This window comes from Natronomonas sp., from assembly GCF_028274965.1.
In the GTDB taxonomy this organism is placed as follows: domain Archaea; phylum Halobacteriota; class Halobacteria; order Halobacteriales; family Haloarculaceae; genus Natronomonas.
This window is the reverse complement of sequence record NZ_JAQCNO010000049.1, coordinates 1-21,589: the sequence shown is the minus strand read 5'-3', so window position 1 is coordinate 21,589 and position 21,589 is coordinate 1. Positions and strand designations below refer to the sequence as shown.

The following is a 21,589-nucleotide window of genomic DNA, read 5'->3' as shown; positions in this document are numbered from 1 at the left end:
TCAGAACTCCGTCAGTCCGCTCTGTCTGCCGGCGGCCCCGCCCGCCCCGCTGTCGGTCACGTCGCGTCGGTCGGCCGTCTCGATCGCGTCGTAGACGCGGTACAGCGCCTCGCAGTCGTCCCGGCAGTACGCCTCGTGGCGCTCCCAGTCGGGTTCGGCGGCCGGGTCCGTCGGTCGCCGCATGAACCGGCGGTAGGCGGCCGCGGTCTGTGCCCCGGAGAGCCCGCTCGCGGCGCGTTCGTACCCGAGCGCCCTGGCGACGTCGTCGAGGCGGTTCGTCCGCCCCGGCAGCAGGGCGTTACCGTCCCTGACCGCCCACTGGTACAGATCGTACGTCCAGAGGTCCCGCCAGGCGTCGACGTACTCCGGGTAGTGCCGACGGAGGAACCGCTCGATCTGGGGGTAATCGAAGCCGGACCCGTTCCACGTCAGAAGCGTCCGGTCGGCGTGGGTGCCCAACAGCCACTCGATGAACTCACCGAGGACGCCGGCCGGGTCCGTCGGGGTCGATCGCTCCGTGAAGGCCCGGTACGCGTCCGCCGCCGGGTCGTAGACGCCGAACTGCCAGATGATCGTCGGCGAGAGCCCGTCGGTCTCGACGTCGAGACACAACGGGGGGCGGCCGCTTCGGGTCCGCACCGGCGTCTCGTTCGTGAGCACCAGCGGCTCCCCCGAGGCGATCACCTCGGCGTGGGCGTGGAGCCGTTCGGCCCCCTCGCGTCCGAGCCCCTCGAGGGCGGCGAGTTCGGAGACGGCGGTGTTTCGGACGTCGCCGCGGGTCCGACAGCCGAGCGATCCGAGGCGGTCCGCTATCGCCGGGCCGACGCCCTCGAGCGCCCGGAGGCCGAAGGAGTCCGGCGGGACGGTCTCGGCGGCGGCCGCGCCGCGGGCCGTACAGGCTACCCCGGCGAGGCGGTCCTCGCCGCCGTCGGGTCCGCCGCCCCCGAGTCCGACGACCGCGACCTCGACGCTCGCCTTGGCGTCGCGCCCGGCGAGTCGCCAGACGTGGTGGTAGCCGGCCGGCTGTCCGCCGGCGAGGACGACCACCGGTTCGGGGAGTTCGTCCGCGATCGCCGCCACGTCGGCGGCGTGCGGGAGATCGGCCGAGAGCGCCGTCGTGTCGGCCTCGATTGAGAGTTCCGGAACGAAGAGGTACGTGGCCGCGTCCGCGCCCGTCGAGCGCTCCCCGGAGGCCAGTCGCTCCCCGAGGGCGGCCAACACGTCCCCCGAGTGGACCGCGAGGAGATCGATCGCTCCGGGCGACGGCGGGCCCGCCGCCTCCGAGCGACGCCCGTCGGGACCGAAGCGGACGTGCTCGATCCCGTCGTCGGCGCGGCCCAACTGCGGGTGGATCGCGGGCCGCGCCGACGCGGCGTTCCGCACCGTCGCGTGACCCCGGGGGCTCCGTTCGCCGGGCACGAGGAGCCCGTCGGGGTCGAAATACGAGACCGCGTCGTCGACCGCGTACGCCGAGAGGCGCTCGGCGGCCGCGGCCGGGATCGAGAGCAACCGAACGAAGCGCCCGTCCTGCGTCGACACTGACCGAAGCGAGGGAGCGGACAAACATAAGGGTGTCCGGGGCGACCCGGACGCGGCAGGACAGGGCGGACGGGACGGGCCACAGAGACGAAAGCCGGGGCTTGACGGCACGAGTCACGCGGAGGCAAACCGGCGCATTCAGGCGAGTTGTTCGGCCAGATGGACCGCGATCGGCGCGTCGGCCTCCTCGACGAAGCGCGCCAGTTCCGCGCCGGTGTCGGCGTCCTCGGCGACCACCGTCGGGATCAACTCGATCCCGTAGGCCTCGACGCCGGGACCGGTCTTCGAGCCGTCTTCGGCCTTCTCGACGGGGTAGTGCTCGACCGCTTCGACGCCGGCGGCGTCAAGCGCCGCGCCGAAATCGGGCAGTTGGGACCGACAGTCGACGCACCAGTCGCCGCCCCAGACCTTCACCACGACGTCGTCGGCGACCGACCGGAGGACGCCGACCGCGTCGTCGTAGGCGTCGGCGTCCCAGACCGGGTTCGGCCGCATCGTTTCGAGTTCCATATCTCCCGTATCCGCCGCGCGGGTGATAAAGAGCCCGCTCGGGGACGCTCGGGACCGTCCGGGACCGCCCGGGACCGCGCGGGTCACGTCGGCGCCCGAAAGGGTCTTGAGCGGCCGACGGCGCGGCGATCGCCGGGCGGGACGCGCCACGGACGTTTTATACCAGCACCCCGAACCCGACGGCAATGAAGCGGGGTATCCTCGGAACCATCGGCTCGCCGCTCGTGCAGGTGTCGTCGCCGCCCGGGTCCGTCATCGCCGCCAAGATCGAGTCGAAGAACCCCGGCGGGTCGGCGAAGGACCGGCCCGCGCTCGCGATGGTCGAGGCGGCCGAACGGGCGGGCGAACTCGCCCCTGGCGACCGGATCGTCGAGCCGACCTCCGGGAACACCGGGATCGGCCTGGCGGTCGTCGCCGCCGCGAAGGGGTACGACCTCACGGTGGTCATGCCGGCCTCGAAATCGCCCGAGCGACGACAGCTGATGGCGGCCTACGGGGCCGACCTCGAACTCGTCGAGGGCTCGATCACGGACGCCAAGGCGCGCGCCGACGAGATCGAAGCCGAGGCGGGGGCCGTCCAGCTCGGGCAGTTCGAGAACCCGGCGAACCCCGAGTCGCACTACCGGACGACGGGCGAGGAGATCCTCGCGGAACTCGAGGGCCACCGCGTCGACGCGCTGGTCGCGGGCGTCGGTACCGGCGGGACGGTCTCGGGGGTCGGTCGGAGGCTGCGCGAGTCGTTCCCGGAGATGTCCGTCGTCGGCGTCGAGCCCGACACGAACGCCGTCCTCTCGGGGGACGACCCCGGCGAGGACGAGTTCCAGGGGATGGGCCCGGGGTTCGTCTCGCCGAACCTGGACCGGGAGCTGCTCGACGACGTGGAGACGGTGAGCATCGAGGCCGCCGAGGCCGAGTGCCGGCGGCTCGCACGCGAGGAGGGCATCCTCGTCGGGCAGTCCTCGGGGGGATCGCTCGTCGCCGCGAAACGCGTCGCGCGGCGCCTCGCCGACGCGGCCGATGCGGCGTGCCCGAGCCCCGACAACGACGTCGGCGTGCTCGAGGACGATCCCCGGACGCCGGAGCCGATCCCGGAGGCCTGTCCGCTCGTCGTGACGGTCTTTTGGGACTCCGGCGAGCGCTACATGTCGACCGGGATGTTCGAGTAAACTACCCTACCCTACTTCGCTCGGGGGCTAAGGACCCACTCGTTCGTTGAGGGGAGGGCTTTCGCGTGGACTCCCGTTTGACGCCTCAGAAGAGGCGAGAACCGTGAGGCCGAGGGTATCGGCGCGGCCCCGGGTTTCGAGCGCTGTATCGGTCCGGGGGGTTACTATACCGAGACGCGAACCCGGCGTATGGACACCCGCTCGATCGACGCGTCGGGTCCGAACCGACCGGGGCGTTCGAACCGCTCGGAGGGGACCGGGCCGTGAAGATCGCCATCAGCCAACTCGAGGCGTACAACCAACTCGCGTCGCGGGGCGCCAAACAGGCCGCGCGGTCGCTCTCTCAGATGACGGGCGTCCGGATGCGAAACGAGACGACGGGCGTCAGCTTAGTTTCGGAGTCGGCCCTGGAGAACATCTTCACCGGGCACCGCTACGTCGGCGTCCAGGTCGGTCTGAGCGGCGGCATCTCGGGGGAGACGGTGTTGATCTTCGACCCCGGTTCCGCCGGCCAGCTCCGGAGACAGCTCCGCTCGCGGGGCGGCGAGAGCTCGCTCGCCGGCGGCCCCTTCGCCGAGCTCGGAAACATCATGATCGGCGGGTTCATCGACGGGTGGGCGAACCACCTGGACACGTCCGTCGACATCACACCGCCGACGTACCTCGAGGCGACCGGCACCCGCATCCTCCCGCGGCTGACGAAGCGAAACGCCGCCGAACACGGCGCGTTCCTCTTCGAGAGCCGCCTCGAGGCCGTGTCGCACGATCTCTCCGTTCCGATCTACCTGATCCCCGAGTACTGCGAGTTCGTGAAGCTACTGGAGGGCCAACCGAGCGGGATCGCCGTTCCGGCGAATAAGCTCACCGTGTTCAACGGGTTCGCCAGCCGGAGCGCCGCACGGGCCTCCGAGCAGATCGCCCAGCTGACCGGGCTTCGGACCGACGTGACGGTGAGCCAGCTCCGGTTTCTCTCCTTTTCTGACATGTCGGCGGAGATCGGCGGCGGCGAGTACGTCAGCGTCGTCTTCGAGTTGAGCGGTCTGCCGAGCGGCTTTTTCATCGCCATGTTCACCGAGTCCTCCGCCAAGCGGATCGCCGCCGCGATGACGCCGGGAGGGGGCGCCGTCGGCGACGGCATGACCGAGGCGGCCATCGAGGAACTCGGGAACATCATCACGAGCGGCTTCATCGACAGCTGGGCGAACACGCTACAGAGCAGCATCGAGCACACGCCGCCGGAGTTCATGCGAGACACGGGGTCGAGCGTCATCCGGACGGTCCAACAGCGGCTCTCCGGCGACCAGGAGTACGCCTTCACCGTCGACACGGCGATCGAACTCGGGGATCAGGAGGCCGAAGCCCAGTTGTACGTGCTCCCGGACACCCGAGAGCTCGCTCGGGCGCTGTCGGCGCTGCCGGCTCAGCCGGCCTGACGGAGCCGACGGGGCGAGGGGCGCCCGGCCCCGATCGATCGCATCGGTTTTATCCGGGCGAGACCGACCGAAAGGGTATGAGCGACGACACCGGCCCGCCGGCGATCCCGGTCGTCTGCCCCGAGTGCGGAACGCGGACGTCGGTCCCGTTCCCGGACGTGGAGGCGACCGTCGAGCGGCACAACGAGGAGCGACACGGCGGCGAGACGGTGGCGGCGGTCGACCCGGACGTGTTCGATCGGCTCGCGGACTACGTCGCCGCCGACCTCGGGCTGTTGGACGAGCGGGACGAGGGGTAACGCCGGCCGGCGGTTCGCATAACCCTATAAATATCCACGGCGTAAATGTGTGCGATTGACCAGACCGAACGACGGTTAAGCGTCCGGGGGTCGATGAGATACGCATGTCAGAGACCGAGTCGGCAGTCGCCTCGCTTCCACCGAGCGCGAAGTTGGTTTATAAAACGCTGCAGTACGAGGGGCCGATGACCCAGGCGCAACTCGCCGACGCGTCGCTTCTGCCCCAGCGGACCGTCCGCCACGCGCTGAACGAACTGGAGGACGTCGACATCGTCGAGGAGAGCGTCTACCTGATGGACGCACGGAAGTCGAACTACCACCTCGCCGAGTCGGACGAGGCGGGGACGGACGCCGTCGGCGCGTAATCTCGCCGGCGGGCGACTACCGCCGCGGATCGGCCGCCCGAGCGTCGGTCCGGGCGTCGACGCGCTGAGAGGATCTGAGCGCCCGCTGAAACGCGGTCAGCTCAGCGATCGCTTCGAGTTCGAGACGACGATCAGGCTGCTCGCGGCCATCAACACGGCGGCGATGAGGGGGTTGATGAAGCCGACGACGGCAAGGGGGATCGCAACCAGGTTGTAGCCGACCGCCCAGAGGAGGTTCTGTCTGATCCGCGCCCGGACGCGCTCGGCGGTGTCGAAGAAGGCCGGGACCGTCGAGAGGTCGTCGTTCGTCACGACGGCGTCGGCGGCGTCGATCGTCAGTTCGGTTCCGTGCGACATCGCGATCCCGAGATCGGCGCTTGCGAGCGCCGCCGCGTCGTTCGTCCCGTCACCGACCATCGTGACGGGGCCCTCGCTGCGGAGCCTGCGGACCAACTCGCGTTTGGCCTCGGGGCGGACCTCGGCGAACACCCGATCGACGCCGGGGGCGTCCTCGAAGCGGGCCGCGACGCGCTCGTCGTCGCCGGTGATGACGACGACGTCGGTGTCGGCGTCGTCGCTCAGCGCTTCGACCGCCTCGCGCCACTCCGGCCGCGGGGTGTCCTCGACGACGATCACGCCCCGGACGGCGCCGTCCCACCCGACGAGCGTCGGGTGCGTGCCGTTGGCTCTGGCCGATTCCACCGCCGCCTTGAGGTCCGTCGGGTACCGCCACTCGGCGGACCCGAAGGTGTCGGGGTGTCCGACGAGCGTCCGGTCGCCGTCGACCGTCGCCGCGACGCTTCTGGGGTTGCGTTCGAACCCGGAGACGTCCGCGGGCACGTCGGCGGCCGCCTCGAGGATCGCCCCGCCGATCGGGTGGTTCGAGCGCTCCTCGACGGCCGCCGCGTGCCGCAGCACCGCCTCGGGATCGTCGCCGACGACGTCGACGACGGACATCTCCCCCGTCGTCAGGGTCCCCGTCTTGTCGAAGGCGACGGTGTCGGCCTCGGTGACGCGCTCGAAGACGGACGCCTCGAACACCAACAGCCCGGACTCGGAGGCGGCGTTCGATCCGGCCGCGAGCGCGAGCGGCGTCGCGATCCCGAGCGAGCAGGGACACGAGACGACGAGCACGGAGACGCCGATGAGGACCGCCTCGCTGAGGGGACGGCCCAGCGAGAGCCACCCGAGCGTCGTCGCCACCGCGATCGCGGCGACGACCGGGACGAACACCAGCGCGAAGCGGTTCGCGACCCGCTGGACGCCGGCGTCGGCGCTCTGGACCGACCACAGCAGTTCCATCAGCCGGTCGACGGTGCTCGTGCCGTCGGCGCCGACCTCGACGACGAGGGCGTTGTCGGTCACGATCGACCCGCCGATCACCGACGAGCCGGGGGATTTCTCGACGGGGATCGACTCGCCGGTGACGACGGACTCGTCGACGGCCGCCGTCCCGTCGAGAACGCGCCCGTCGGTCGGGACCCGCTCTCCGGGGCGGACGAGGAGCCGATCGCCGGGGCGACACGCCTCGGGGTCGAGTTCCTCACTCGAGCCGTCCTCGAGGAGCCGCCTCGCGCGCGTCGCCCGCGACTCCGCCAACTCGGAGTAGTAGCCGAGGGCGCGCTCCTTGAAGCGCGACTCGACGTGATCGCCGACGGTGACGACCGCAAGGATCATCACGGCCACGTCGAAGTACACCGTCCGGCCCTCCAGAACGAAAAGCGACGCCGCCGAGTAGAGGTACGCGGCGCTCACCGCGAGCGCGATCAGGACGTCCATGTTCGGCTGACCGACCCGCAGGCTCACGTACGCCCCTCTGAAGAAGGGGTATCCGACGCCGACGACGATGAGCGTGCTCCAGACGAAAAGCGGGACGAAGACCATGAAATAGAGGTTCGACTCGAATAGAAACGAGCGCGGGTAGATCCCCAGGTACGTCGGGTAGACGAAAAGCAGGTACGGCGCCATGACGGGCATCATCACGAGGATCGCAACGACGGAGCGGTAGTCGCCGAACGAGAGCCGGTCGAGAAAGCCCTCGGGCTCCTCGCCCGGTTCGGACGCGTAGTAGCCGAACCGGCTGAGTCGCTCCGGCAGCGCGGCCCGATCGCAGGTCTCGGGGTCGTAGCTCACGCGCGCCATGTCGGTCGAGTAGCTGGCCTCGGCGGCGTACACGCCCTCGATGTCGCTCGCGGTGGCCTCGATGAACAGCTCGCAGGTCGAACAGTGCAGCCCGTCGATCGAGAGGTACGCCGTTTCGGCGTCCTCGGGGACCTCGTTTGCGCCCTCGGGCGTTCCGATGTCCTCGGCCTCGACGGCGTCGGGGTCGACGTCGCCGAGGCTCCGGTACACCTCGAGACAGCCCCGACAGCAGAACTCCCCCTCGACGCCGTCGTCGGTCACCGGCGTTGGGGGCGTCGGCAACTCACAGAGCGTGCACGCGCCCATTGCCCGCTCGTAGGGCTCGGAACGTAATCCCGTTTGCGTTCGCCCTCGCCCGCTCACTCGGACTCGGACCCGGACCCGGACCCGGACCCCGACCGGAGCGCGTACACCGACCCGTCGGTCGCCCCGAAGTAGAGCCACTCCTCGGCGACGGCCGGACCGGCCTGTATCTCCGAGCCGGCGTCGATCCGCCAGACGGTCCCGCCGTCGCCCGGGAGCATCGCAAAGACGTTCCCGCTCGTCGACGCGGCGAAGACGTGCGAGGCCGTCGCCGCGGGGCTCGCGGTGACCGGGCCGCCGGTGCTGAACCGCCAACGGCCCGTCGGCGAGCCGTCGCCGGGGTCGATCGCCCACAGCCCGCCGTCGCTCGATCCGGCGTAGATCCCGGCGTCGGTGACCGCGGGGCTGCCCTGGATCTGTCCCTCGACGTCGTACGCCCAGCGCGTCTCGCCGGAGTCGGCCTCAAGGGCGTACACGTTGTCGTCCCGCGAGCCGGCGTACACCGTTCGGCCGGCGGTGACCGGCGCGCCGGCGACCGCGCCGTCGGTCCGGAACGACCACCGTTCGGTCCCCTCGGTCGCCTCGAGGGCGTACACGCGCTGGTCGCTCGATCCGACGTAGACCGTCTCGCCGTCCGCCGAGAGCGCCGGCGCACCGAGGACCGACGCGCCGGCCTGGAGCCGCCACGCCCGCTCGCCGGTCTCGCGGTCGACCGCGTAGGCGGCGCTGCTCACCGACCCGACGTACACGAGCGTCTCGCCGACGGTCGGGCTCGAACCGACGCGGCCGGCGGTGTCGAACCGCCAGCGCTCGGTTCCGTCGGAGGCGTCGAGGGCGTAGAGGTGGTCGTCGCCGGAGCCGACGTAGACGGTCCCGTCGCGCACGGCGGGCGTCGAGGAGACGGGAGCCCCGGTCTCGAACGACCAGATCTCCGCGCCGACGTACGGATCGAGGGCGTACACGGAGCCGTCGGTCGAGCCGACGTACAGCGTGTTGCCGGCGATGGCCGGACTCGCCGTTACGGGGCCGCCCGTCTCGAAGCGCCACGCCCGCCGGATCTCGGTGGCGGGGCCGTCGATCCCCGGGGAGTGTCCGGTGTTGGCCTCGTCGTGGGCGAACGTCGCCCACGAACCCGAAACCGGCTCGCGCTCGTCGTCGGGGGTCGGTTCCGGCGGCTCCTCGCCGTCGTCACCGCCACCGTTGCCGTTGCTGTTGCCACCGCCGATACACCCGGTGACGGCGGTGCCGGCGCCGACGAGTCCGGCGAGAAACGTCCGGCGTCTCCGGGCAGAGTCCATACCCGTACCGTCGGCGCATACGGATAAGAACCCCACGAAGGCCCCTCGGAGCGCCCGGCGCGACCGCCGTCGTTCATAGACAGGTATTTTTCCGTGGCCGCCGCCGGGTCGGTATGTTCGTCGTACTCAATCTGAAGGCCTACCCCTGCGATCCGGTCGAGATCGCAACGGTCGCGGGCGAGGTCGCCGAGGAGACGGGCGTCCGGATCGCGGTCGCCCCGCAGACGGCCGATATCGAGTCCGTCGCCTCGACCGGCGTCGAGACGTGGGCCCAACACGTCTCGGGGGTCGGACACGGCTCGCACACCGGATCGACGCTCGCGGCGGCGATCGCCCGCGCCGGGGCGAGCGGGGCGCTTCTCAACCACTCCGAGCGGCGGCTCCGGCTCGCCGACATCGACGCCGGGGTGCGGGCGGCTAAGCGGGCCGGACTGGGGACGATCGTCTGTGCGAACAACCCGAGACAGGTCGCCGCGGCGTCGCGGCTGGCTCCCGCTGCGGTCGCCGTCGAACCGCCGGAACTCATCGGGACCGGAACGCCCGTCTCGAAGGCCGACCCAGACGTCGTCACCGAGTCCGTTCGCGCCGCCGCCGAGGGCGTCCCCGTTCTCTGTGGGGCCGGGATCTCGACGGGCGCCGACGTCGCCGCCGCCGCCGATCTCGGGGCCGAGGGCGTCCTCTTGGCCTCCGGCGTCGCCAAGGCGGACGACCCCCGAGCGGCGCTCGAGGCGCTCGTCGAACCGCTATAGCTCCGGCGAGGGATCGAGAGGCCCGTCGCTCACCGTTCCGGCCGGCCGATCGTCCGCCCGTCCCGAGGCGTCGGCGGCGCCGTCGGTCCCCGAGGCTCGGTCGAGAAACGCGGCCTCGACGGCGTCGACGAGGTCCTCGACCGCGCCCTCCCCCGGCGTCCGGTTCGGGCGGAGCGGATCGGACAGTTCCTCGCGAACGAGCCGAGAGAGCGCGTAGTCGTACTGCCCGCGACCGACGTGTTCGACGAACCCGCGGCGCCGAAGCGTCCGGTTGGCCGCGTAGGCGGGGCCGCGATCGCCCGCGCCGCCGGCCATGGCGTGGACCTCCTGTGGCGTCGCGGGGCCGTGCGTCCGGTACCGCCTGAGCATCCCGAGGGCCGTCTCCGAGAGCTCGTCGAGTTCGTCCCGGAGCCCCGCGACGAGCGGATCCTCGTCCGGGAACGAGGCGGCCTCGCGGGTCGGACGCCCCGGATCGGGTCGGTCTGACCCGTCCGTCGAGGCGCCGCGGTGCGCGTCCATCGCGGCGTCCGCGTCCGTCGAGGCGCCCGTCCCGAACGGTTCGAAGTCCCAAGCGTCCTCGCTCCGATCGGGGGCGTCCCGCGTGTTTCCGTCCGCTGCGTCGTCCGCGCCGCCCGTTGAGGCGCCCTCGGATCGGTCCCCCGTCGTCGAGTCGTCGGCTCGGGACGCCGACCCCTCCTCGGGATCGGCGCCGCCGTCGCCGTCGCCGTTTCGCTCCTCGGCGGCGTCGGGGACGGGCGGCGGCGTCGGTTCGGCCTCGCCGTTCCGGACCGCGTCGAGTTCGGCTTCGAGCTCCGGGTCGCGCCGGAGCGATCCCGGGGCGGCCTCGTCGAGTTCGCTCTGTCGTCCCGTCGCGGCCGACAGCGGCCGACCGGTGACCTGCTCCATCATCGCCCGCGAGAAGCGATCGGCCATCCGCTCGAGGTCCCGGGCCTCCGAGAGCTGCCGTTCGAGGTCCTCGATGCGCTCCTCGCGGCGTTCGAGTTCGGATTCGAGTTCGGCGATCCGGTTCTGGCGTCGGTCTCGCTCGTCGGTGATCTCCTCGAGTTCGTCGACGAGGTCGCCGCTGACGCTTTTCAGTTCGGGGCGCTCGAAATCCTCCAGGCCGGGCGTCGCGCCGGCGTCGAAGGTCCGCTTGCGCTCGAACTGCACCCGCGACACGGACTCGTTCCAGTCCGTCATGAGAAACCCCTCGCCGTCCGCGAGGTCCTCGACCGCATCGGCGTACCCGCTGCCGAGGATCCGGCCGACGACGTTGGTGTCGTTGTTCCACGTCAGCCGGTGCCAGACGAGCCAGTCGCACTGGGTGATGAAGTCCTTTTTGACGTCCGCGGGGCGCTGGCTGATGCCGACGATCCCGAGGCCGTGTTTCCGGCCGCGCTTCGAGATCTTGATGAGCATCCGGCCGCACTCGTCGATCCCGCCGCCCTCAGGGACGTACTCGTGGACCTCCTCGACGAGCATCAAGAAGGGCTGTTTCAGCTTCTTTTCCTTCACGAACAGCTGTTTCGTCACCTCCGTCAGGAGCTCTCGGGCGTCTGACTCGTCGAGGAACGACGAGACGTCGAGGATGATCGGCACGTTCCGTTCGAGCGCGAGTTGGGCGATCTTCTCGGCGTGTTCGACGTTCACCCGGAGGTCGCACTCCTCGTCGGCGCCGACGTGGAGGATCTCGTACTCCTCTTTGAGGCCGTAGTACTCGCCGTCGATGTCGACGATCAGGATGCCGTAGCCCTCGTCCAGGAGTTTCTCGCAGACGACGCTCGCCGAGTTCGACTTCCCGCTGCCGCTTTTTCCCGTCACGAACCCCCGACCGGTCAGCACGTCGACGACGGGGAGATCGACCGCCGTCCCAGCCCCGGACCCCGCGGTCGTTTCGCCGACGGTGATCGTTTCCTCGGCCATCGTCGGACCGAAGACGCCGAGCACACATAGTTCTCCGTCAGACGCGGGTCGGACGCCCCCGGCCCCGCCCGACGCCCCGCGGTTTATCTACGATGGCCCGGCCACTCCCGCGCGATGGATCAACGGTCGCTGATCGCGGTGCTCGTCGTCGTGGTCGTCTCGGGCGTACCGATAGCGCCGACGGCGGGTGCCGAACCCGCGGTCGAACGGACGGGCGTCGTCGAACGGACGGGCAGCGAAAGCGCCGTGATACTGCTCGAGGCGGGCGGCGAGCAGGTCGGACAGCGCGTCGTCGCGCTGGATGCGGTGCCGGAGGCGGGCCGCCACGAGGGGGCGGTTCTGCGCGTACGGGGGACGCACTACGCGTACGACCCGGCGGCCACGGACCGACGCCAGCGGGCGCGTTCGCGGGAACTCGAGGCCAACTCACGACAGTTCGACGCCCGATCCGATCGCCGCGCGGAGGCCGCGATCGGGGCGGCGAGGTCGCTACGCGTTCGGAAAGTTGTCGCGAGGGAAGGCCGCTCCGCGAGCGGTCTTCCCGCACTGATGGGCCGCCACCGGGGCGTTGGTTCGGTCACGCCCGCGCGGTGGCGACCGCCCGCCGTTTGCGAGGGGCCGCGAGGCCACCAGTGCGAGGGATGCGATTTGAACGCATGGACCTCTACAGGAGCGGATCTTGAGTCCGCCGCCGTTTCCAGGCTTGGCTACCCTCGCACGCGGTCACCGATAGCGACCGCACCGGATTTAACCCACCGGTTTCCGTTCGCGCGGCCGGAAGGAAACGACAGAAGTGCGTCGCCGTCGAACGGTCGGTATGATCGACCATCCGCGTCTGTCCCGCACCGACGAGGGCGAAGCGGCGGTGTCGGCGACGTTCGCCCCGGCGAGCGAGGGGTCCGGCGCCCCGGCCCGAAAGACCCTCGTCCTGTCGGCGCGGGCGAGCGCGCTCCTCGTCGACGAGCTTGGGTACGACGACCGCGAGGAGATCGCTCCGATGACGGTGCGTGCGCTGCTCGTCACGGAGGGCGCAGCGGGCCCCGACGGGACGACCGAGCCGGTGGCTCTCGTTCAACGACTCCGACATCCCGACGGCGGGAAACGCCCGACGGAGCGAGAACTCGAGCGAGTCGGAGCGTACCTCCGGGGGGCCGAAATCGAACGGCGCGTCGCGTGGCTCGCGAGAGAACTCGTCGAGGACAGTCGGCTATCGACCGTGATGGACCCCACGGAGGTTGGCACGCAGCGCGACCGGATGAACGGCCTCCGGGGGATCGCGAAGGACCTCTGATCGGGGCGTCGACGCGTCCGACGAGACCGTCGGTTTCGGGATCGGCGCCCGGCCGATCGGCGCTACTCCAGCGTTTCGGCGTAGCGGTAGTCGGCCGGGGTCGCCTCCGGCCGCGCGCCGTCGAGTCCGATCGCCCACCCGTCGATCGCCGTCGGGTCCTCAAGCGCGTCGGCGAGCGCCCGCCGCACGTCGGAGACGTCGACGCCGTAGTAGTCCTTCGGCACGTCCCGGAGGTACTCGAGGGCGGTTTCGAACAGCGAGCGCATGCCGGCGTCGTCCTCGAAGTCGACGTGTTTGTACCCGCCGGCGGCGACCTGGACCATACCGTGGAGAAACGCGCTCTCCGTGGTGCCGCGCCCGTAGTTGTACCACTCCGCCTCGAAGCAGTCGTGTGATTCGTGGTACGCTCCCGCGTTATAGAGGCGCACGCCGTGGATCACGGCGCGGCGCAGCGTGCCGTGTTCCCACCCGTTCGAGGGCCCGCGGGCGGCGCGCCACCCGGTCGGAGCGTCCGCAATCGGCGGGGCAACGGTGTCGTCGCGGGTGTGATCGTCCACGCGCGTCGCTTGGCGGCGGCGGTACCTAACGGCGTCGGAGCGACACGAACGCGCGAGCGCGATCACCCGGGGTCACGACGGGATCCCGCCGGCCAAGAGCGCCGCGTCGACCAACAACAGGACCGCACAGGCCGCCGCGGCGAGGAGGTACGGGCGGGCGGCGGCGGCGAGATCCGCCGCGGTCAGACCGCCCCGGAGTCCGTCGGCCGGGAACCCCTCGATCATGTACCGAACCGCCCCGACGTCGTCGACGGACCGACGCGTCCGGAACACCCCGAGTTCGATCAGGGTGTTCATCGTCCCCCAGAGGCCGAACATCGCGACGACGGCCCACCCGCGGGCGGTCGTCATCAGAGTCTCGAGGGGCGCATAGAGCACCCAGATCAGGTACGCGCCGGTGGCCGGGAGAACGAGACCGGTCCAGCGCGTGATCATCAACAGGCGATGGATCCCGTCGACGAAGGCCTCGGCCGAGAGGCGGCCGTCGGCCCCGCCGGGGAGGACGGCGTAGACGACGTAGAGGGTCGCACCAGTCCACAGAGCCGCCGACAGCACGTGGAGGGCGTACGCGCCGGTCAGAACAGCCATCGGGCGAAACGTAGTCCGGCAGCCGTATAAAAATGACCGCACGGATCGGTGGGGTCGAACGCCGTCGCCCTACGGCCGGGGTCGGGGTCGGCGGTTAGCGCTCGGCGGCCGGATCGCCGCCTCGCGTCCGGGCGGTCCGAGCGGGCCGCTCAGTCGTTTCGGGGGCTCGAGGGGTGATAGGGGGTGTCGTACTCGCCGGGGGCGTCGTCGAGCCTGTCGGGGTTGATCCGCCCGCCGAGCAGCATGAAATCGAGAACGACCAGATGCAACACGGCCTCAACGACCGGGACGCCCCGCGGCGGAAGGACCGGATCGTGGCGGCCGATGACCTGCTCCTCGCGGTGCTCGCCGGTCTCCCAGTCGGCCGTCGTTTGGGGCTTCGGGATCGAGGTCGGCGCGTGCCACGTGGCCTCGCCCCAGATCGGCTGGCCGGTCGTGATGCCGCCCTGGAGGCCGCCGTGGTCGTTCCCGACCGGGACCGGGTCGCCCGGTTCGCTGACCGTGTCCATGTGTTCGCCATCGTCGAAGGTCCAGTCCTCGTTTCGCTCTGATCCGGCGACCGTCCGCGCCTCCGCGCCGAGGCCGAACTCGACGTGGGTCGTCGCGGGGATCGAGAACATCGCCTGTCCGAGCCGCGAGGGGAACGAATCGAACCGGGGCGCGCCGAGACCGCGGGGGACGCCGCGCACCTCGAAGGCGATCGAGCCGCCGATCGAGTCGCCCGCCGTCTGGTACTCGTCGATCAACTCGCGCATGCGCTCGGCCGTCTCGGGGTGCCCACAGCGGACCTCGTTCGTCTCGCTGTGCTCGATCATCTCCTCGAAGGAGACGTCGGGCGCTTCGATGTCGCCGATCTGGTTGACGTGGGCCTTGATCCGGACGTCGTGCTCGGACTGTTCGAGCACCTGCTTTGCGACCGCGCCCGCGGCGACCCAGTTGACCGTCTCGCGGGCCGACGAGCGGCCGCCGCCGCCCCAGTTGCGCGTGCCGAACTTCGCCGAGTAGGTGAAATCGCCGTGGGAGGGCCGCGGCGCGGTGACGAACGGTTCGTACTTGCCCGACTTCGCGTCCTTGTTCTCGATGACCATCCCGATCGGCGTGCCGGTCGTGTACCCCTCGAGGGTCCCGGAGTTGATCCGGACCTCGTCGGGTTCACCGCGGCTCGTCGTGATCTTCGATTGCCCCGGCTTGCGCCGGTCGAGTTCGCGCTGGATCACGTCCTCGTCGAGTTCGACGCCGGCGGGACAGCCCGAGACGGTGACGCCCATCGCGTCGCCGTGGCTCTCGCCGTACGTCGTCACCTGAAAGAGCCGCCCGAATCGGTTTCCGTTCATTGGCCGTTTCACGTGGCCCCGCGGGTTGAGGTTTACTACTCCGGCGACGCGGCACCCACGTTCGCGTCCGCGTTCGCGTTCGCCTTCGGTTCCGGGGCCGGAGGGCGAAGACGGGAGTCGGGAGACAGGAGAGGGGTGCGCTACGTCCGGAAGGACTCGCCGCAACCGCACTCGCTTTCGACGTTCGGGTTCTCGACGCTGAAGCCCTTGCCTTGGAGTCCCCCCTCGAAGTCGAGGACCGAACCGTCGATGTACTTCTGGCTCGCGGGGTCGACGAAGACGCGCAGCCCGTTGTGCTCGGTGATCGCGTCGTCCTCCTCGGGTTCGACGTCGAACCGGAGGCCATAGGAGAGGCCGGCGCAGCCGCCCTGCTGGACGAACAGCCGCAGACCGGCCTCGTCGGTGTCGTACCCCTCGTTTTCGATCAACGAGATGGCCTGTTCGGCGGCGTCTTCGGTGACCTGTACCGGATCGCCGGACGCCTCGACGCTCTGGCTCATGTACCACTATACCGTGCGGGTATCAATAACCCTGACGCCTCGGCCCCCGGCGCGGGCGCTCCGACACGCCGCGGGGCGAGCCGGCCGGGTCCCGCCGCGGAACAGTGGGGCCACAACCGTTTTCTCCTCTCTCGGCGTAGTACAGGATGTATATGAACGAACACTTCAACGACGCCAAACACCACATGAAACGCGCCGGAGAGACCGCCAAGGCCGGCATCTCCGAGGAGTTGGCCCCCCTGCAGGAGCGCGTCGACGACCTCATCGCCCGCGAGGAAGAAGAGCCCGAGGCCGGCCGCTTCGACGAGGTGCGCGAGGATCTCAAAGAGCTACAGGAGCGCGCGGAGGGCGAGACGCGCGAGGCGATCGGCGAGGTCCGCGAGCGGATCGAGAACTACCGGCGCCAGCGGGCCGATCCGTAGGCGCTTGAAAAGCGTTAAGTCCGGGGCCGCGGTACATTTCGACCGCGGGTCGGTGGTCTAGGTCGGTTATGACACCTCCTTCACACGGAGGACGCCGGCGGTTCAAATCCGCCCCGACCCACTCGTTTTTATGACGAACGGACGTGAGGAGCGAAGCGAGCGTCGGACGGATTTGAACCAGGGAGTGAAGGGGTAGCGGAACGACCGAGGTTCATAATCCGCCCCGACCCACTCGTTTTTGTGACGAACGGGTACGAAGGGCACCAGTTTTCGCCCGCTCACCCCGATCGAAGGTACTCCAAGACCCCGTTCGTCACGGCCCAGTACAGCGCCGCGCTGAGAGCGACGAGCAGGAGGAAAAAGGCGTGAATGATCCACTGTTGACGCAGTCCGTCCACGCCGAACGGACGGGCCGACCGGGCTTAACGGGGCGGGTGGCCGCCGAGGGGCCGACCCCGCTCAGATGTCGACGCCGAACGGGGCGAACTCCCCTGCGCGCGAGACGACGGCGGCGAGCAGCTCGACGGCGGACTCGAGATCCTCGAGGTCGACCACCTCGACCGGCGTGTGCATGTAGCGGTTCGGGATCCCGAGGTTGAGCGCGGGCGTTCCCCCGCTGGCCGTGTAGAAGGCGTCGGCGTCGGTCCCGGTCCGGTTTCCGGCCGCGGACAACTGGAGGTCGACGTCCGAGTCCGCGCCGACGGTTCGGACCGCCTCGACGACCGCCGGGTGGTTCGCGCTCCCGCGGCCGACGACCGGCCCGGCGCCCAACTCGACGTCGCTCGCCTTGTCGCCGGGGGAGTCGGGCTGGTCGGTCGCGTGGGTCACGTCGACGGCGACGACGGCGTCGGGGTCCAACTCGAAGCCGACCATCCGCGCCCCCCGGAGACCGAGTTCCTCCTGGACCGTCGAGACCGCGTACACCGTCGCCTCGGGGTCGGTTTCGGCGGCGCGCCGGAACGCCTCCGCCGCGGTCCAGATGCCGACGCGGTTGTCCATCCCCCGGGCCGCGATCCGGCCGCCGGCCAGCTCCGAGATGCCGGTGTCGATCGTCACCGGATCGCCGACGGAGACCCGTTCGCGGGCGGCCTCGTCGTCCTCGACGCCGATGTCGACGTACTGCTCGGCGATGTCGTCGTACTCCTCGCTGCCGGCGTCGCGGAGGTGGATCGCCACCTGTCCGACGACCCCATCGACCGCGCCGTCGTCGGCGTGGACCGTGACGTGTTGGCCCTTCGTGACCGTCCGGTCGGACCCGCCGATCCGGGCGAGTTTCAAGAATCCGTCGTCGGTGATCGAGCGGATCATCAGCCCGATCTCGTCGCCGTGGCCCGCAACGGCGATGCTCGGCGCGTCCGGGTCGCCCTCCGAAACCGCAACGGCGTTGCCGTAGGCGTCGACGCGCGTCTCGTCGGCGTGGGGTTCGACGTACTCGAGCCACCGGCGTTGGCCGGCGGTCTCGAAACCGGAGGGCGTCGACGTCGATAGCAGTTCCTCGAGGAACGACCGTGGTGGCTCGTCCATACCGCCGCTGCGTTCCCCGCCCACATCAACGTCCCGACGCTCCGAGCGGGCGGCGCCCTTCCAATCGCGTCGCGTACTTAACTCTACGAGATGACACACCATGCGGAAGCGAACGGGCCGTTTTGTCGGCGCGCTCGAACGTACCGTCGAGAGTATGCCATTCAGCGTCATGCCGCGGCTGATGAGCGCGGTCGGTGCGACGGCCGACGCGACCGGATCGGACGTGGGAACGGTGGGTTCCGGCGACGGCGACCGTGGGATCGACGAACGACTGCGGCGCGCCCGCTCGAACGCCGGGGTGGACGGCGAACGGGAGGGACGGACCGAGCGGAACGACGCCGAGTTCGACGTGGCCGCGACCGAACTCGAAGGGATGTATCCGCCGTCGGCGTCGAGTCGACGGCTCGGGAAACAGGCCCGGAACCGCTCGAAGGTCCGCACGCGGCCGCTGGACGCCGACCGGGCCGGTCGCGTCGCGTCGGTCGCCCGCGGGCAGGCCGCCGAGGGCGTGCCGCCGTCCTCGTACGTGGCGTCGTTCCGCCCCGTTCTCGAGGCGGCCATCGAGGAGGCCTTCGGGCGGATCCGGGAGGGAGAAGACCCCGACGCCGTCGAGTCCGACCTGCTCGGGACGGTCCGGGCGGCGACGGTCGACGCACAGATCGGGGTCGACGAGTTCGCCGCCGCAGGGTCGGTCGAACCGATCGCCGAGGAGGAGTACGCGCCCGAAACGACCGTCTCGGAGCTCCTCGAAGCCGTCCCGTACTCGGCGTTTCTCATCGACGACGAGAACACGGTCCTCGGGTACAACTCGACGGTCGCCGAGCAGCTCGGCCTCGACCGGGACCACCGGGAGTACCTCGGGGCGGACTGTCGGGAGACGATCGCGGCGGCGACGTACACCGACGACTCCAGACACAAGACGATCGCCGACAAGGTCGCCGAGACGCCGCGGGACGCGACGGAACACTGGGACGTAGAGCGCCGCGACGAGGACTTCCCGTACTACGACGGGATCGTCTACGGCGACCGGAGCGTCTCGGTGAACACCGACGGCGAGGAGATACACATCGACTTCATCGCGATGCCCTTTTTCGACGGAGAGGGCGAACTCGCCGGCGTCTTGGAGTTCGTCGACGACCGCTCCGAGGAGGTGCGGCACCAGCAGGCGATGACGGGGCTGATCACGGAGATCACCGAGACGCTGGACCGGATCGGCTCGGGCGATCTCGGCGCCCGCGTCGAGTACGAGGACGAACACGGCGTCGTCAACGACCAGCTGTTGGGCGTGACCGAGGCGGTGAACAACATGGCCGAAAGCTTCGAGGCGCTCGTCGGTCGCGTCGAGACCAAGACCGAGGAGCTGTCGGCGTCGATCGATCAGGTGACAGAAACCGCACACCGCATCGACGATCAGGTCGACAGACAGAACGAGGCGCTGGGCGACGTCGGGACCGAGATGGAGTCGTTCTCGGCGACGATGGAGGAGGTCGCCGCGTCGGCCGACGAGGTCGCGAGCGTGGTCGACGACGCCCTCGGGAGCGTCGAAACGAGCGTCCGGTCGGGGCGGAACGCCCGGGCGGCGACCGACGACATACGCGACAACAGCGACCGGCTGCTCGAGGCCGTCACCGAACTCGACGACAACATGGCTGAGATCGGGGAGGTCGTCGAGATCATCGCGGAGGTGGCCGACCAGACGAACATCCTCGCGTTAAACGCCAACATCGAGGCCGCCCGCGTCGACACGGACGGCGACGGGTTCGCCGTCGTCGCCGACGAGGTGAAAGCACTCGCAAACGAGACCCGACAGCACACCGAGGAGATCGGCTCGCTGATCGAGACGATCCAGGCGCGGACCGACGACACCGTCCGGGAGGTCGAGCGCACACACGAGCGGATCGCGGAGACCGACGAGGAGATCGAGCAGGCGCTTTCGGCCCTCGAGACCGTCTCCGAGGGGATCGAGGACGCCGCGGACGGGGTCCAGGAGGTCGCGGAGGCGACCGACGAGCAGGCCGCGACCGTCGAGGAGGTCACCGCGACCGTCGAGAGCGTGCGCGGCAGGGCCGACGAGGTCGCGACGCGGGCCGACGAGGTCGTCGCCGAGACCGAAGCCCAAGCGACGGCGATCGAGGAGCTGACAGAGCGGGTCGATCGGCTCAGCGCCGCCGAGGAGTGACCCGGCGTCGGCCCCCGGAGGCGCGCGGCCGCGGCGGCTCGGACGCGGCGGCCCGACCCGAGTACATAACTGCGAGCGGGCGGGAGACACGATCACGGATGGACGTACTCAATCCCGCAACCGGCGAAATAACCGAGACGCACGACGAAGACACCGTAGAGGACGTCGACGCCGCGCTCGCGGACGCGGCCGACGCCTTCGAGGCCTGGCGCGACCGGCCGATGCGCGAACGCGAGGCGCTGTTGGACGCGGCCGCCGACGTGCTCGAGGAGAACAAGCGTCGGTACGCCGAGACGATGACCCGCGAGATGGGCAAGCCGATCGGACAGGCCGTCGCCGAGGTCGAGAAGTCGGCGTGGGGCTGTCGGCACTACGCCGAGCACGCGAGCGCGTACCTCGAGGACGAACACCACCCGAGCCCCCCGGGGACGACCGTCAAGACGGTACACCAGCCGCTGGGGCCGGTGCTGGCGGTTATGCCCTGGAACTTCCCCTTTTGGCAGGTCTTTCGGTTTGCCGGCCCGTACCTCACGGCCGGCAACGTCGGGCTGCTCAAGCACGCCTCGAACGTGCCCGGGTGCGCCCTCGCCATCGAGGAGGTGTTCCGGGAGGCCGGCTACCCCGAGGGCGTCTTCCAGTCGCTTTTGATCCCCTCGGACCTCGTCGACGACGTCGTCTCCGACGAGCGGGTCCGGGCCGCAACGCTGACCGGAAGCGGTCCCGCGGGGCGGGCCGTCGCCGCGAGCGCCGGTGAGAACCTCAAAAAGACCGTCCTCGAGTTGGGCGGCAGCGACCCCTTCGTCGTCCTCGACGACGCCGATATCGAGGCCGCCGCCGACGTCGGCGTCCGCGCCCGCACGCAGAACGGCGGTCAGTCCTGCATCGCCGCCAAGCGGTTCATCGTCCACACGGACGTGTACGAGCCGTTCCTCGAGCGCCTGACCGAGGGGTTCGACTCTCTCGTCGTGGGCGATCCGACCGACAAGGACACCGACGTCGGTCCGCAGGCCCGCCCGGATCTCATGCGGGAGCTCCACGAGCAGGTCGAGGCGAGCGTCGAGGCGGGCGCGACGGTCCGGACCGGCGGCGAGCCGCTCGACCGCCCGGGCGCCTTTTACCCGCCGACCGTGCTCACTGACATCCCGGCGGGCTGTCCGGCCGACAGCGAGGAGACGTTCGGCCCCGTCGCCGCGGTGTACGAGGTCTCCGACGAGGCCGAGGCGGTCGAACTCGCAAACGACACCGAGTTCGGGCTGGGCGCGAGCGTCTGGACGACCGACCGCGAGCGCGGCGAGGCACTCGCCCGGCGCATCGACGCCGGCTGCGTCTACGTCAACCAACTCGTCAAGTCCGATCCGCGGGTCCCCTTCGGCGGCGTCGGCGAGTCCGGCTACGGCCGGGAGCTCTCCGAGGCCGGCATCAAGGAGTTCGTCAACAAGAAGACGGTCTGGATCGAGTAGCGGCCGA

At 70.3% G+C, this 21,589-nt stretch carries 19 protein-coding genes and 2 tRNA genes; 10 read left to right on the top strand and 11 right to left on the bottom strand.

Going from position 1 to position 21,589, the window contains the following annotated elements:
• Positions 1-1,539, bottom strand: coding sequence for a ribonuclease H-like domain-containing protein (locus Q0916_RS07165; RefSeq protein WP_299236135.1), 1,539 nt, complete (start codon positions 1,537-1,539; stop codon positions 1-3).
• A 138-nt stretch (positions 1,540-1,677) separates the two neighbouring features.
• Positions 1,678-2,049 carry a thioredoxin gene (locus Q0916_RS07160; RefSeq protein ID WP_299236134.1) on the bottom strand — a complete coding sequence of 124 codons (372 nt, stop codon included), beginning with the start codon at positions 2,047-2,049 and terminating at the stop codon, positions 1,678-1,680.
• A 185-nt stretch (positions 2,050-2,234) separates the two neighbouring features.
• On the opposite strand from Q0916_RS07160, the gene Q0916_RS07155 reads away from it, so the two are divergent.
• From Q0916_RS07155 to Q0916_RS07140, 4 genes are all read left to right on the top strand, one after another.
• Complete coding sequence (locus tag Q0916_RS07155; protein WP_299236132.1) at positions 2,235-3,215, top strand: PLP-dependent cysteine synthase family protein; 981 nt, start codon at positions 2,235-2,237, stop codon at positions 3,213-3,215.
• Between the two features lie 263 nt (positions 3,216-3,478).
• Positions 3,479-4,648: a chemotaxis protein CheC gene (locus Q0916_RS07150; RefSeq protein WP_299236130.1), complete on the top strand. Its 1,170-nt coding sequence runs from the start codon at positions 3,479-3,481 to the stop codon at positions 4,646-4,648.
• 77 nt (positions 4,649-4,725) lie between these two features.
• Positions 4,726-4,947, top strand: a complete 222-nt coding sequence (locus Q0916_RS07145) for a hypothetical protein (protein ID WP_299236128.1) — start codon at positions 4,726-4,728, stop codon at positions 4,945-4,947.
• A 104-nt stretch (positions 4,948-5,051) separates the two neighbouring features.
• Positions 5,052-5,312: a winged helix-turn-helix transcriptional regulator gene (locus tag Q0916_RS07140; RefSeq protein WP_299236126.1), complete on the top strand. Its 261-nt coding sequence runs from the start codon at positions 5,052-5,054 to the stop codon at positions 5,310-5,312.
• A 96-nt stretch (positions 5,313-5,408) separates the two neighbouring features.
• On the opposite strand, the gene Q0916_RS07135 is transcribed toward Q0916_RS07140, so the two are convergent.
• Positions 5,409-7,760: a heavy metal translocating P-type ATPase gene (locus tag Q0916_RS07135; RefSeq protein ID WP_299236124.1), complete on the bottom strand. Its 2,352-nt coding sequence runs from the start codon at positions 7,758-7,760 to the stop codon at positions 5,409-5,411.
• Between the two features lie 53 nt (positions 7,761-7,813).
• Complete coding sequence (locus Q0916_RS07130; protein ID WP_299236122.1) at positions 7,814-9,055, bottom strand: PQQ-binding-like beta-propeller repeat protein; 1,242 nt, start codon at positions 9,053-9,055, stop codon at positions 7,814-7,816.
• Between the two features lie 113 nt (positions 9,056-9,168).
• On the opposite strand from Q0916_RS07130, the gene tpiA reads away from it, so the two are divergent.
• Positions 9,169-9,804 carry a triose-phosphate isomerase gene (tpiA, locus tag Q0916_RS07125; RefSeq protein ID WP_299236120.1) on the top strand — a complete coding sequence of 212 codons (636 nt, stop codon included), beginning with the start codon at positions 9,169-9,171 and terminating at the stop codon, positions 9,802-9,804.
• Here the strand turns inward: tpiA and Q0916_RS07120 are convergent.
• Positions 9,799-11,727: a helicase HerA domain-containing protein gene (locus Q0916_RS07120; RefSeq protein WP_299236118.1), complete on the bottom strand. Its 1,929-nt coding sequence runs from the start codon at positions 11,725-11,727 to the stop codon at positions 9,799-9,801. The genes tpiA and Q0916_RS07120 overlap by 6 nt on opposite strands.
• A 633-nt stretch (positions 11,728-12,360) precedes the next feature.
• A tRNA-Leu gene (locus tag Q0916_RS07115) sits at positions 12,361-12,444 on the bottom strand.
• A 100-nt stretch (positions 12,445-12,544) separates the two neighbouring features.
• Here Q0916_RS07115 and Q0916_RS07110 point away from each other — a divergent pair.
• The gene (locus tag Q0916_RS07110; RefSeq protein ID WP_299236116.1) at positions 12,545-13,018 is read left to right on the top strand and encodes a hypothetical protein; all 474 of its coding nucleotides are present in this window, start codon (positions 12,545-12,547) and stop codon (positions 13,016-13,018) included.
• A 62-nt stretch (positions 13,019-13,080) separates the two neighbouring features.
• On the opposite strand, the gene Q0916_RS07105 is transcribed toward Q0916_RS07110, so the two are convergent.
• From Q0916_RS07105 to Q0916_RS07090, 4 genes are all read right to left on the bottom strand, one after another.
• Positions 13,081-13,575 (bottom strand): DUF309 domain-containing protein, encoded by a 495-nt coding sequence (locus Q0916_RS07105; RefSeq protein ID WP_299236114.1) that lies wholly within the window; start codon positions 13,573-13,575, stop codon positions 13,081-13,083.
• Between the two features lie 72 nt (positions 13,576-13,647).
• Positions 13,648-14,163 (bottom strand): hypothetical protein, encoded by a 516-nt coding sequence (locus tag Q0916_RS07100; RefSeq protein WP_299236112.1) that lies wholly within the window; start codon positions 14,161-14,163, stop codon positions 13,648-13,650.
• A 149-nt stretch (positions 14,164-14,312) separates the two neighbouring features.
• Positions 14,313-15,497 (bottom strand): chorismate synthase, encoded by a 1,185-nt coding sequence (gene aroC / locus Q0916_RS07095; protein WP_299236110.1) that lies wholly within the window; start codon positions 15,495-15,497, stop codon positions 14,313-14,315.
• Between the two features lie 140 nt (positions 15,498-15,637).
• Positions 15,638-15,997 (bottom strand): HesB/IscA family protein, encoded by a 360-nt coding sequence (locus Q0916_RS07090; protein ID WP_299236108.1) that lies wholly within the window; start codon positions 15,995-15,997, stop codon positions 15,638-15,640.
• Positions 15,998-16,149: 152 nt separating this feature from the next.
• On the opposite strand from Q0916_RS07090, the gene Q0916_RS07085 reads away from it, so the two are divergent.
• A complete protein-coding gene (locus Q0916_RS07085) occupies positions 16,150-16,419 on the top strand; it encodes a DUF7553 family protein (protein WP_299236106.1) in 270 nt (89 codons plus the stop codon).
• A 46-nt stretch (positions 16,420-16,465) separates the two neighbouring features.
• Positions 16,466-16,540: transfer RNA gene (locus Q0916_RS07080), tRNA-Val, on the top strand.
• A 338-nt stretch (positions 16,541-16,878) separates the two neighbouring features.
• Here Q0916_RS07080 and Q0916_RS07075 read toward each other — a convergent pair.
• Positions 16,879-17,943, bottom strand: coding sequence for a M20/M25/M40 family metallo-hydrolase (locus Q0916_RS07075; protein ID WP_299236104.1), 1,065 nt, complete (start codon positions 17,941-17,943; stop codon positions 16,879-16,881).
• Between the two features lie 154 nt (positions 17,944-18,097).
• Here Q0916_RS07075 and Q0916_RS07070 point away from each other — a divergent pair, with 154 nt between their 5' ends.
• Together Q0916_RS07070 and Q0916_RS07065 are read left to right on the top strand one after the other, a co-directional pair.
• A complete protein-coding gene (locus Q0916_RS07070; protein WP_299236103.1) occupies positions 18,098-20,122 on the top strand; it encodes a methyl-accepting chemotaxis protein in 2,025 nt (674 codons plus the stop codon).
• 98 nt (positions 20,123-20,220) lie between these two features.
• Positions 20,221-21,582 carry an NAD-dependent succinate-semialdehyde dehydrogenase gene (locus Q0916_RS07065; RefSeq protein WP_299236101.1) on the top strand — a complete coding sequence of 454 codons (1,362 nt, stop codon included), beginning with the start codon at positions 20,221-20,223 and terminating at the stop codon, positions 21,580-21,582.
• Positions 21,583-21,589: the final 7 nt, after the last annotated feature.

Bases quoted from the DNA above. Each gene is read 5' to 3' on its own strand.
- Q0916_RS07160 (WP_299236134.1), bottom strand. From the start codon at position 2,049: ATGGAACTCGAAACGATGCGGCCGAACCCGGTCTGGGACGCCGACGCC.
- Q0916_RS07155 (WP_299236132.1), top strand. From the start codon at position 2,235: ATGAAGCGGGGTATCCTCGGAACCATCGGCTCGCCGCTCGTGCAGGTG.
- Q0916_RS07145 (WP_299236128.1), top strand. From the start codon at position 4,726: ATGAGCGACGACACCGGCCCGCCGGCGATCCCGGTCGTCTGCCCCGAG.
- Q0916_RS07140 (WP_299236126.1), top strand. From the start codon at position 5,052: ATGTCAGAGACCGAGTCGGCAGTCGCCTCGCTTCCACCGAGCGCGAAG.
- Q0916_RS07135 (WP_299236124.1), bottom strand. From the start codon at position 7,760: ATGGGCGCGTGCACGCTCTGTGAGTTGCCGACGCCCCCAACGCCGGTG.
- Q0916_RS07130 (WP_299236122.1), bottom strand. From the start codon at position 9,055: ATGGACTCTGCCCGGAGACGCCGGACGTTTCTCGCCGGACTCGTCGGC.
- tpiA (WP_299236120.1), top strand. From the start codon at position 9,169: ATGTTCGTCGTACTCAATCTGAAGGCCTACCCCTGCGATCCGGTCGAG.
- Q0916_RS07120 (WP_299236118.1), bottom strand. From the start codon at position 11,727: ATGGCCGAGGAAACGATCACCGTCGGCGAAACGACCGCGGGGTCCGGG.
- Q0916_RS07110 (WP_299236116.1), top strand. From the start codon at position 12,545: ATGATCGACCATCCGCGTCTGTCCCGCACCGACGAGGGCGAAGCGGCG.
- Q0916_RS07100 (WP_299236112.1), bottom strand. From the start codon at position 14,163: ATGGCTGTTCTGACCGGCGCGTACGCCCTCCACGTGCTGTCGGCGGCT.
- aroC (WP_299236110.1), bottom strand. From the start codon at position 15,497: ATGAACGGAAACCGATTCGGGCGGCTCTTTCAGGTGACGACGTACGGC.
- Q0916_RS07090 (WP_299236108.1), bottom strand. From the start codon at position 15,997: ATGAGCCAGAGCGTCGAGGCGTCCGGCGATCCGGTACAGGTCACCGAA.
- Q0916_RS07085 (WP_299236106.1), top strand. From the start codon at position 16,150: ATGAACGAACACTTCAACGACGCCAAACACCACATGAAACGCGCCGGA.
- Q0916_RS07075 (WP_299236104.1), bottom strand. From the start codon at position 17,943: ATGGACGAGCCACCACGGTCGTTCCTCGAGGAACTGCTATCGACGTCG.
- Q0916_RS07070 (WP_299236103.1), top strand. From the start codon at position 18,098: ATGCCATTCAGCGTCATGCCGCGGCTGATGAGCGCGGTCGGTGCGACG.
- Q0916_RS07065 (WP_299236101.1), top strand. From the start codon at position 20,221: ATGGACGTACTCAATCCCGCAACCGGCGAAATAACCGAGACGCACGAC.